Annotated in this window: 10 protein-coding genes; 7 read left to right on the top strand and 3 right to left on the bottom strand. The window is 69.3% G+C overall.

The features are described 5' to 3' along the window. The 3 genes from VGV06_17180 to VGV06_17170 all read left to right on the top strand — a co-directional run. Positions 1–243: GTP-binding protein (locus tag VGV06_17180; protein ID HEV2056877.1), on the top strand; the 243-nt coding region annotated here is incomplete at its 5' end. Beyond that, entirely contained in the window at positions 161–1087 is a 927-nt protein-coding gene (locus tag VGV06_17175; protein ID HEV2056876.1) for an urease accessory protein UreD, read from the top strand. The genes VGV06_17180 and VGV06_17175, both read left to right, overlap by 83 nt. A gap of 133 nt (positions 1088–1220) precedes the next feature. Beyond that, positions 1221–1505 carry a helix-turn-helix domain-containing protein gene (locus VGV06_17170; protein HEV2056875.1) on the top strand — a complete coding sequence of 95 codons (285 nt, stop codon included), beginning with the start codon at positions 1221–1223 and terminating at the stop codon, positions 1503–1505. Between the two features lie 87 nt (positions 1506–1592). On the opposite strand, the gene VGV06_17165 is transcribed toward VGV06_17170, so the two are convergent. Continuing rightward, positions 1593–2690, bottom strand: coding sequence for a transglutaminase domain-containing protein (locus tag VGV06_17165; GenBank protein ID HEV2056874.1), 1098 nt, complete (start codon positions 2688–2690; stop codon positions 1593–1595). Between the two features lie 166 nt (positions 2691–2856). On the opposite strand from VGV06_17165, the gene VGV06_17160 reads away from it, so the two are divergent. Further along, on the top strand, positions 2857–3888 hold the full coding sequence (locus tag VGV06_17160; GenBank protein HEV2056873.1) for a TIGR00730 family Rossman fold protein: 1032 nt from the start codon (positions 2857–2859) through the stop codon (positions 3886–3888). Here the strand turns inward: VGV06_17160 and VGV06_17155 are convergent. Then, positions 3885–4073 (bottom strand): hypothetical protein, encoded by a 189-nt coding sequence (locus VGV06_17155; protein ID HEV2056872.1) that lies wholly within the window; start codon positions 4071–4073, stop codon positions 3885–3887. The genes VGV06_17160 and VGV06_17155 overlap by 4 nt on opposite strands. A 28-nt stretch (positions 4074–4101) precedes the next feature. On the opposite strand from VGV06_17155, the gene VGV06_17150 reads away from it, so the two are divergent. From VGV06_17150 to VGV06_17140, 3 genes are all read left to right on the top strand, one after another. Continuing rightward, positions 4102–5013 carry a DMT family transporter gene (locus VGV06_17150; GenBank protein ID HEV2056871.1) on the top strand — a complete coding sequence of 304 codons (912 nt, stop codon included), beginning with the start codon at positions 4102–4104 and terminating at the stop codon, positions 5011–5013. Between the two features lie 9 nt (positions 5014–5022). Next, on the top strand, positions 5023–6744 hold the full coding sequence (locus VGV06_17145; protein ID HEV2056870.1) for an NAD+ synthase: 1722 nt from the start codon (positions 5023–5025) through the stop codon (positions 6742–6744). A gap of 258 nt (positions 6745–7002) precedes the next feature. Next, entirely contained in the window at positions 7003–8478 is a 1476-nt protein-coding gene (locus tag VGV06_17140; GenBank protein ID HEV2056869.1) for a transposase, read from the top strand. A 717-nt stretch (positions 8479–9195) separates the two neighbouring features. Here the strand turns inward: VGV06_17140 and VGV06_17135 are convergent. Then, the coding region (locus tag VGV06_17135) for a hypothetical protein (GenBank protein HEV2056868.1) at positions 9196–9601 on the bottom strand (406 nt) is incomplete at its 5' end.

The raw sequence follows: 9601 nt of genomic DNA, 5'->3' as shown, positions 1-9601 counted from the left end.
ATCGACGTCGCGGAGGGGGACAAGATCCCGCGGAAGGGCGGCCCCGCTATCACCCGCTCGGATCTGCTCGTCATCAACAAGATCGACCTGGCGCCCTACGTCGGCGCCGATCTCTCCGTGATGGAGCGGGACTCCAAGCGGATGAGGGGAGACCGGCCCTTTGTCTTCACGAACCTCCGGGACGGCACCGGCGCCGACCTCGTGGTGGATTGGATCCGGCGCGAGCTCCTCTTCGAGTCCTGAGCCGCCGCCGCCCGGCCGCACCGGCCGCGACGGATTCCTCGGTCTCGCCTTCGAGCTTCGTTCCGGGCGCACGGTCCTCATCGGCCGCCGCTTCACGCTGCCGCTCCAGGCGCTCGAGCCCGTGGACCTGGACGGCACGGGCGCCGCGACGCTCTTCCTCCTGAACCCATGCGGCGGCGTGCTGGGCGGCGACCGGCTCGAGACGCGCGTCGAGCTGGGCGCGGGCACCCGCGTCTGCCTTTCGACGCCGAGCGCCACCCGCGTCTACCGGAGCGCCGGGCTGCCCGCAGTCCAGCGCACGATCGTCCGGGTGGAAGAGGGGGCCGCGTTCGAGTACGTGCCCGACCACGTGATCCCTTCTCCGGGCGCGCGCCTCATCCAGAGCGTCGAGCTGGAGCTGGCGCCCGGGGCTTCCGCGATCCTCTGCGACGCCTGGGCGGCGGGGCGCGCGGCGCGCGGTGAGGCGTGGCGCTTCGACCTGCTCGACAGCGGCACCGTGGCGCGCGACCGGGAGGGGTTGCTCTTCAAGGACCGCGTGGTGCTGAGCGGCGCTCGAGGCTGGGGAGGGCTCGGAGCCGCCGAGGGTATGCCGTACGCGGCGACGGTCGCGTGCCTCGCGCCCTCGCATGGCGGCCTCGACGAGCTCGCCGCCGCCCTGGCCGACGCTCTCGCCGCCGGCGCGCCCGACGCGAGCGCGGGCGTGACGACGCTGGCCCGAGGCGGAGTCGTCGTTCGGATCCTCGCGCCGTCGGCCCCTGTCCTCCAGCGCGCCGTCGAGACGTCGTGGGCGACATGCCGCACGCGACTCTGGCGGTTGGCGCCTCTGGCCCTGCGCAAGATGTAGGCGCTCCTGCTCACTCATTCGGCATCGATGGGCGTGGGGATGGCCCGCGCCCAATCCAAGTGACTGATTTCCATGCGATGCGTCGTTGGCCCCGACCTTGCTCTTTCTCCTTGGGTTCAGGAAAGGAGCGCGCATGGAAGGGCAAGCCGCGACGGAGGAGCTCGGCCGGATGCTGGACGCCGTCCTCCCGGCCGTCGTGCGTGATTCGGCGGCGGCGGACGGCGGCCGGCTCTACCGGACGATCATGGGGCGCGTGGAGATGCCGCTGCTGCGCCTCGCGCTGGAGCTCTCGGCGGGCAACCAGCTCAAGGCCGCGCGCCTGCTCGGGATCAACCGCAATACGCTCCGCAAGCGACTGCGCCTCCTGGGGCTCCTGCCCGCGGCCCACGCTAACGCGCACGGAGCCAAGAGCGAGTAGGGGGCGCGCGGCGGCGCCGGGGCGGGCTGGTAGGTTAATAAGACTGCCCCCGGGAGGCCGGGGGCAGCGTCGTGAAGGGACCGCCGGCTACGCGGTGATCGCGCGGGATGTCAGCCGGTAGCGGAGGGAATCGGCGTCGAGGCTATCGCGGCGCTCATTGGCCGTCTCGGCCTGCGGGTACATGAAGAATGCGATGGGGTCGCCCGCGGAATTCGGCAGCTTCAGGTCAGCCGCGTAGTTGTACGCCAGCCAGTTCATCTCGAAGGCCCCGAAGAGCTTGACGCGGGCCTTCTGGACCTTTGGATCCGTCAGCGAGGTCCCGCCGTTCTCCTCGAGGACAAGCTTGCGCACGTCGGCGGGGTCTACGGGCACCCAGCCGTGGCTGGCAGCGTAGAACTCCGCGCGGCAGTGCTGGGCCTTGGTGATGTCGCCGCTCTTGCCCAGGCTCTTGTACTCGGCCGAGTCTGCCACCCGCACGCCGTAGATGTCGCGGGCGGGGATGCCGACCGAGCGCGCCATGCCGACGAAGAGCGCGTTCAGGTCGGCGCACTTACCGCCGAGGTAGCCCGTCTCGAGCAGGGCCTTGATGTCTCCGAGGCCGCACCCGCGCGTCTTGGGGTCGCGGAACGTGTTCTCGGCGATCCACTCGTAGATTGCGCGGGCCTTGTCCACATCGGTCGCCGCACCCTTGGTCACTTCGAGGGCCTGCTTGCGCACGATGCCGTCGGTCGGGATGAACTTCGTGCCGGAGAGGTATTTTCTCAGCGTCGCCTTGTCCTCGGGGGCCGGATTGCCGGGGGCGTCCAGGTCCACGGCTCGGTCGCGCGTGGCGAAGCGCGTCGCCACTTCGGCGACGGGCGCGGCCTCGCCCGCCGGCCACTTTGCGTAGAAGATGCCGGCGCCGTATTTTTCGTCGCGATAGACGCGCATGTTGACCGCATTGCCGGTCCAGCTCTGTCCCAGGCTCTTCTGGTAGTCGGTGTCCGGCATGAGCGGCATGGGCACCCACGCGCGCGTCACGCCGGAGGGCTTGATGACCTCGACCCTGGTCGTGACCTCGAAGGTGCGCCACTTGGTCCCACCCGAGGTCTCGGCTGCGATCGCGCTCATCGGCCGCGAGAGGCCGGCCACCATCGCCCCGGCCGAGACGCCGGCTCCGGTCTTCAAGAATGTCCGTCTATCCATGCGCTCCTCCTGTGTGGCCGCGCCGGGTATCGGCTGCCACCTAGCATCGTAAAGGTGGAACTCGTGAAGTCAAATTGGTTGTCTCGATCAAACTAGCGGCCTCCTATCGCCCGGGCCGATGCCGTGCGCAGGGCCCCTTTCGATGCCCCGGGTGTATGCTGGAAACATGAGCGCGGAACGGCGCTACCAGCTCCAGGACGAGGAGGCCAACCGCCAGATCGACGCGCTCCTCGAGCGCCTGCGCGTGCCGGGCGGGACGTGGCGCTATCAGGCGGAGATGTTGACCACCGCGCTCAAGATGTTCGAGGACGGAGCGCAGGTCGCCGACCTCAAGATCGCCAACTCCGCGCTGAAGGAGCTTCGCTACGGCTTCAAGGTCTTCGCGCCGTATCGGAGCGTCCCCAAGGTCACGGTCTTCGGCTCGGCTCGCACCCCCGCCGACCACCCCGTGTCGCAGCAGGCGCGGAGCTTCGGGAAGCGGATGACAGAATCGGGATGGATGGTCATCACCGGAGCCGGGAGCGGGGTCATGGGCGCCGCCCAGGAGGGCGCGGGGCGCGAGCGGTCGTTCGGCATGAATATCCGCCTGCCATTCGAGCAGGACGCCAACCCCTGGATAGCGGACGACCCCAAGCTCATATCCTTTAAGTACTTTTTCACCCGCAAGCTCTTCCTGGTCCGGGAGGCCTGGGCCATGGCCTTCTTCCCCGGCGGCTTCGGGACCGGCGACGAGGTGTTCGAGACGCTGACCCTGATTCAGACGGGCAAGGCCGAAATCGTTCCCGTGGTCCTGGTGGACGCTCCCGGCGGGAGCTTCTGGCGCCGCTGGGTGGAGTTCGTGCGGGAGCAGATGGTGGAGACCGGGATGATCTCACCCGAGGATATGGACTTCTTTCGCGTCGTCGACAGCGTGGAAGAGGCGGCGAGGGAGATCGAGGGGTTCTACAGGGTCTTTCACTCCCACCGCTACGTGGGCGAGAGCCTCGTCATCCGCCTGCGCCACGCGCTGCCGCCGGCGGTCGTGGCGGAGATCTCGCTGCGCTTCTCGGACATCCTGAAGGGGCCCGCGGACCAGGTCCCGCAGGCCCTTGAAGGCGAGCGAGGCGAGTTCCAGGATCTGCCGCGTCTCGTTCTGCCGTTCAACCGCAGCGGCTTTTCCCGTCTCCGCCAGCTGATCGATTTCGTCAACGCCGGCTAGTCGGCTTCGGGGCGCTCCTCGGTGACCTGGCACTTCGTGCAGACCCATGTCCGCACGGGCGTCACGCGCTTGGGGTCCCGGCGGAGGGTCGAGGGGATGAGCCCGATGGCGCCGCAGCGCGGACACCGCTCCGCCTTCTGGCCGGGGTGCAACTCCGACGGAAGCCACGGGATCTTGGAGTTCATGCCCGTGATTCTACGCTAAGCTCTCCGGGTGCCGGTCGCCTACCTCGTCCTCCTTGTCGGCAACGCGGTCTACGGAACGAGCTACGTGGCGACCCGCGTGGTCCTCCAGGACGTCGGCCCGGGGACGCTCGCGCTGGTTCGGCTCGCGATCGGCGCCCTCATCATTGTGCCGCTGGCGCTCAGCAGGCTTGTGCCGCTGGCCCTGCTCAAGCGGCCGGCGGGCGACCGGCTCTCGCGCGGCGATCACTGGAAGGTGTTCTGGATGGGCCTGCTCGGGTTCGCCGGAGCCTTCGCCTTCGGCAACTGGGGTATCGCCCACTCGACGGCCACCAACGCGGCGCTCTTGATCACGGTCGAGCCGGTCGCCCTCATCCTCCTGTCGCCGTTCTTCCTTGGTGAGCGGCTCTCGCGCCGAGAGAAGCTGGGCGCCCTGCTCACCCTCATCGGCGCCACGCTCGTCGTGGTCAACGGCGTCCCGGGGGTGAGCGTGGCGCTCCTACCCCACTGGCGCGGCGATATCCTGCTCGTGCTCTCCGGGCTGTCCTATGCTGCCTATTCGCTGATCGGGCGGGGCGTGCTTTCCCGCCACACCGCGCTGCCCGTCACCGCGTGGTCGATCCTTTGGGGCGTCGCCGCCATGACGCCGTTGGCCGGCCTCGAATGGCTCGGCGGGCACCGCCCGGCGTGGACCGCGACGGCGCTCTGGGGCACGGCCTATCTCGCCCTGGTGGTCACGGCCCTCGGCTACCTCGTATGGAACTACGCGCTCGAGCGCGTCGAGGCGCCGCGCCTGGCGCTCTTCATCAGTGTCCAGCCGGTGGTGGGCGCGCTGCTCGGCGTCTGGTGGCTTCGCGAGCCCCTGACCGTGTTTATCGTCGCGGGGGGCGTGCTGGTCCTGCTCGGCCTGCACATCGCTGTCCGGGCGGGGCGCATGGTTTAGAATACCGTCATGAGACGGGTGCGGGTGGGGCTGGCCCAGGTCAACCCGACGGTGGGCGCCATCGAGGCCAACGCGCGGCTCGTGGCGGACTGGATGGGGCGGGCGAGGGCCGCGGGCTGCGACGTCGTGGCCTTCCCAGAGCTGACGCTCACCGGCTACCCGCCGGAAGACCTCCTCTTCAAGCCCGCCTTCATCGAGGCCAACTTGCGGGCGCTGGCCGACGTGACCAAACAGAGCCGCGGGCTGACCGCGGTCCTCGGCTTCGTCGACAAGGGCGACGACATCTTCAATGCCGCGGCGGTGCTCCACGACGGCGTCCACGCGGGCACCTACCACAAGCAGTACCTGCCGAACTACGGCGTCTTCGACGAGAACCGCTACTTCCAGTCCGGCACCGAATCGCCGGTCTTTACGCTGGGCGTGACGACCATCGCCGCCAACATCTGCGAGGACATCTGGTACCCGACGGGACCGACGACGCTGCAGGCGCTGGCGGGGGCCGAGCTGGTGGTCACCATCAACGCCTCGCCCTACCACCTGGGCAAGGCGCAGTTCCGGGAGAAGATGCTCGCGACGCGGGCCACCGACGACATCGTCTGCCTCGCCTTCGTCAATACGGTCGGAGGCCAGGACGAGCTCATCTTCGACGGCAACTCCCTCATCTTCAACGAGAAGGGCGAGCCGATCGCCCGGGGCAGAGCGTTCGAGGAAGACCTCGTGGTCGCCGACATCGATCTCGACCAGGTGTTCCGCGCCCGCCTGCACGACTCGCGGCGCCGGAAGGAGAAGCTGCGGAGCGAGCCGGGCGCGAGGCGCATCTCGCTGCCGGCGCTGCCGCAGACGGAGAAGCCCAAGCTGCCCGTCCACGAGGTCGAGGCGCTCGAGCCCATCGAGGAGATCTACCGCGCCCTCGTGCTGGGCACGCGGGACTACGTCACCAAGAACGGCTTCAAGCACGTGGTGATCGGGCTGTCGGGCGGCATCGACTCCTCGATCGTCGCGGCCATCGCCGTGGACGCCCTCGGCGCGGCGAACGTCACCGGCGTGACCATGCCATCGGCCTACTCCTCGGCGGGCACCAGGGCCGACGCCGCGAGGCTCGCGAAGAACCTCGGCATCGATCTCCTGCGGGTGCCGATCACGCGGGTTCTCAAGGCGTACAAGGGCGCGCTCGCGGGGGCTTTCAAGGGGCTCAAGGAGGACGTGACCGAGGAGAACATCCAGGCGCGCATCCGGGGCAACTACCTGATGGCGCTGTCCAACAAGTTCGGCTGGCTCGTGCTCAACACCGGCAACAAGAGCGAGATCGCCGTCGGCTACACGACGCTCTACGGCGACATGGCGGGCGGCTTCGCGGTTATCAAGGACTGCCCGAAGATGCTGGTCTACAAGCTCTCCGAGCACGCCAACGCCCGCCTCGGCCGGGACCTGATCCCGCGGGCCGTCTTCACCCGGCCGCCCTCGGCCGAGCTTCGCCCGGACCAGACCGACCAGGACACGCTGCCTCCGTACGCGGTGCTCGACGCCATCCTGGAATGCTACGTCGAGAGCGACCAGGGTGTGGCCGACATCGTGGCGCGGGGCTTCGACGCGCCCACGGTCAAGCGCGTCATCGCCATGGTGGACCGGAACGAGTACAAGCGCCGCCAGGGCGCCATCGGGATCAAGATCACGCCGCGCGCCTTCGGCAAGGACTGGCGCCTGCCCATCGTGAACAAGTTCCGCGAGTAGCCCGCGTCTGTAGGTCTGCGGCTGGGGCCGGCGGGCGGTGGAGGACCATCCAGCTCCGCCCAGACGCCAAGGACACCCAGACCACTGCCCTCCCCAGGTCACACCACGTGATCGGCGAGCGCGAGGCTGCCCGCCCCACCCTTCCGGAACGTAGACTCACCCCGCCAGCAGCGGTCTGGCCGCCGTCGTCCCCACCATGTTCGGTGTATCACTCTCTCAGCATTGTCCCGGTCGGTGCCTTATCCCCACCTGGGGGCCATGGCCCTCCAGCGAGAGGCCTACCGGCCCCGAGACGCCGAGCACACCGTGCTTCATCAAGTCGTCGCCGAGCATCTGGAGGCCTTCCTGGGCGCGGTGGCGACGGCCGGTGACGGCGCGGGCCTGCCGCGGTTCGTCGAGCGCGAGTTCCGGGAGTTCCTGACGTGCGGCGTGTTCGAGCACGGGGTGGCGCGGTTTCGGTGCGAGGGCTGCGCGCGCGAGCACCTGGTGCCGTTTTCGTGTAAAGGGCGGGCGTGGTGTCCCAGTTGCGGTGGTCGCCGGATGACGGAGCGCGCCGCCCACCTGGTGGACGCGGTGCTGCCGTGGGTGCCGGTGCGGCAGTGGGTGCTGACGGTGCCCTATCGGCTGCGCTACCAGATGGCGTGGAATCACGGACTGAGCCGCGCGGTGCTGCGAGTGTACACGCGCGTGCTGCTCGACGGCTACGCGCGCGGCGCCCGCGCGCGTGGCGTGCCGGGTGGACGCACCGGTAGCGTCACCGTCATGCAGCGCGCAGGCAGCGGGTTGAACGTGAACCTGCACTTCCTCACGCTCGTGCTGGACGGGGTGTTCACCGAAGAGGCCGGGGGCGGGCTGGCGTTTCATCCGGCGCCGGCACCGACCGACGCCGAGGTCACGGCGGCGCTGGCGACGATCCGCCACCGGGTGCAACGGCTGCTGGTGCGCCGCGGCCTGGAGCCCGGCGACGACGCGACGGGCCCGACGGATCGGCTCGTGGACGAGTCCCCCGTGCTGGCGGGGATCGTCGGGGCCTCGGTGCAGGGGCGGGTGGCGCTGGGCCCACGCGCGGGGGCGCGGGTGCGGCGGCTGGGCGCCGAGCGCGACCCGGCGACCGTGACGTCGCGCGGGCCGCGGCAGGCGCACCTGGGGGGCTTCGATCTGCACGCCAACGTGCGGGTGTCGGCCAACGACCGCGCCGGGCTGGAGCGCCTGGCCCGGTATGTGCTCCGCCCACCCTTTGCCCAAGAACGCCTGCGGCTGCGGAGCGACGGCCGCGTCGCGCTGGAGCTGAAGACGGCGTGGCGCGACGGCACGCGGGAGTTGGTGTTCGAGCCGCTGGAGTTCCTGGAACGGTTGGCGGCGATGACCCCGCGGCCGGAAACCAACCTGCTCATCTGCCATGGCGTGTTGGCCCCGCGCGCCCGGTGGCGCGGGCGCGTCGTCGCCTACGGGCGCGTGCCGCCCGAGCCCACGGCCGCGGCGGCGCCGCTGGCCACAGGTCCGGACGATGCCGGAGTGCAGCCCACCCCGCGCGCCTGGAGCTGGGCGGCTCTCATGCACCGGGCGTTTGCTCTTGATGTCCTGGCCTGTGCCCATTGTGGGGGCCGCCTACGCCTGATCGCCACGCTGCACGATCCCGCGGTCATCCGAAAGATCCTCGCGCACCTCGCCCTCTCGCACTCGGGGCAGAGTCCCGGCCCCGCTCCTCCCGCGTCCGGCGCCGCCGCATCCTGATCGGCTCCTCGAGGGCGCGGCGGGCGCCGTCGTGCCGGCGCCGCGAGGCGTCATCGGCGCTGATCCGGCCGGTCCGCCGGCCGATTGACGGCGGCGGTGTGTCTGGCCTAGCATGTCGCTCACCGGGCCGGCTCGCTCGACCCGCGAGGAGGCCGCTCATGTGCACTGTGCCGTCGGCTCCTGGGGCGGCCGGTGTCTGAGTATTGGCGATTATGTCACGGGGCCGGGGGCCACGCGGGGGGCGGGCGGTGCCGGAGGGCGTTAATGTTGACTACGCTCTACAAGACAGGCGAAAAGGAAGAAACCGTCTGGGAAATCGTTGGCTACGGCGAGACGGACGTCCCCCAAAAACAGGTAGCGTACAACGCCCCCATGGCACGCATTCTCGTAGGTCTTCGAGTCGGAGATACCGTACAGTCGCAAACACCGAAGGGCCAAGCAGAATCCGAGGTCCTGGCTCTTTACAGAACTTGGGAGGAGGTTCCGGAACAGTTTAAGACGAGTTGAAAGACTCGATTTTGCTTATCCGGACCCCTCTCACAGAAGTGCTACATACGTGCAAGGCCCGCCGACTCGTAGAGCTGCACGGGATGGGCCGGATGGCCCCCGCAGCAGCTGTGACAACGCGAAGAGCTGTGACAAGGAGGGAAGAGCGTGGGCCGCGGGGGCCATGACCGAGACCGGGCTTTTAATGTCGCCTATAGTCTGAAAACAGGCTCAAAGCCGTTCCAGGAGCACCGCCTGGCCATCGTGGTCCCCCGTGGTGTGGATGGGATCCCCGGCCAGATGGTTCCGCAGATCCACGAATCCCCTGCGCTTGTAGGCGGTCCGCGCGTCCAGGCGGTCCGCCACCTTGTCCCGGGCGCGGTTGAAGGACACGTAGGGGTGCTTCACCTTGTCCAGGGGCGCGACGCCCTCCCGGCTGAAGGCGGCCACGAAGACGAAGCGGCCCTCCAGGGATACGGGCCCGAACACCCGGCCGTGATCGTTGGGAAGCTCGAAGGGTTCATCCGAGAACGCGTGGTTGGGTTCCGAAGGCAGCTGCGGATGCAGACGGCCGTCGATGAATGCGTAGTAGCCCCCCGAATGCCCGGTGCGGCTCGGGAAACCCGCCACGGATAAG

This window comes from Candidatus Methylomirabilota bacterium (assembly GCA_035936835.1).
Taxonomy (GTDB): Bacteria; Methylomirabilota; Methylomirabilia; order Rokubacteriales; family CSP1-6; genus AR37.
Note: the sequence above shows the minus strand (reverse complement) of the source record. Positions and strands in the feature narration are given on the sequence as shown.

Coding starts and splice junctions, on each gene's coding strand:
- VGV06_17170 (HEV2056875.1), top strand. CDS start 1,221: ATGGAAGGGCAAGCCGCGACGGAGGAGCTCGGCCGGATGCTGGACGCC.
- VGV06_17160 (HEV2056873.1), top strand. CDS start 2,857: ATGAGCGCGGAACGGCGCTACCAGCTCCAGGACGAGGAGGCCAACCGC.
- VGV06_17140 (HEV2056869.1), top strand. CDS start 7,003: ATGGCCCTCCAGCGAGAGGCCTACCGGCCCCGAGACGCCGAGCACACC.
- VGV06_17145 (HEV2056870.1), top strand. CDS start 5,023: ATGAGACGGGTGCGGGTGGGGCTGGCCCAGGTCAACCCGACGGTGGGC.
- VGV06_17155 (HEV2056872.1), bottom strand. CDS start 4,073: ATGAACTCCAAGATCCCGTGGCTTCCGTCGGAGTTGCACCCCGGCCAG.
- VGV06_17165 (HEV2056874.1), bottom strand. CDS start 2,690: ATGGATAGACGGACATTCTTGAAGACCGGAGCCGGCGTCTCGGCCGGG.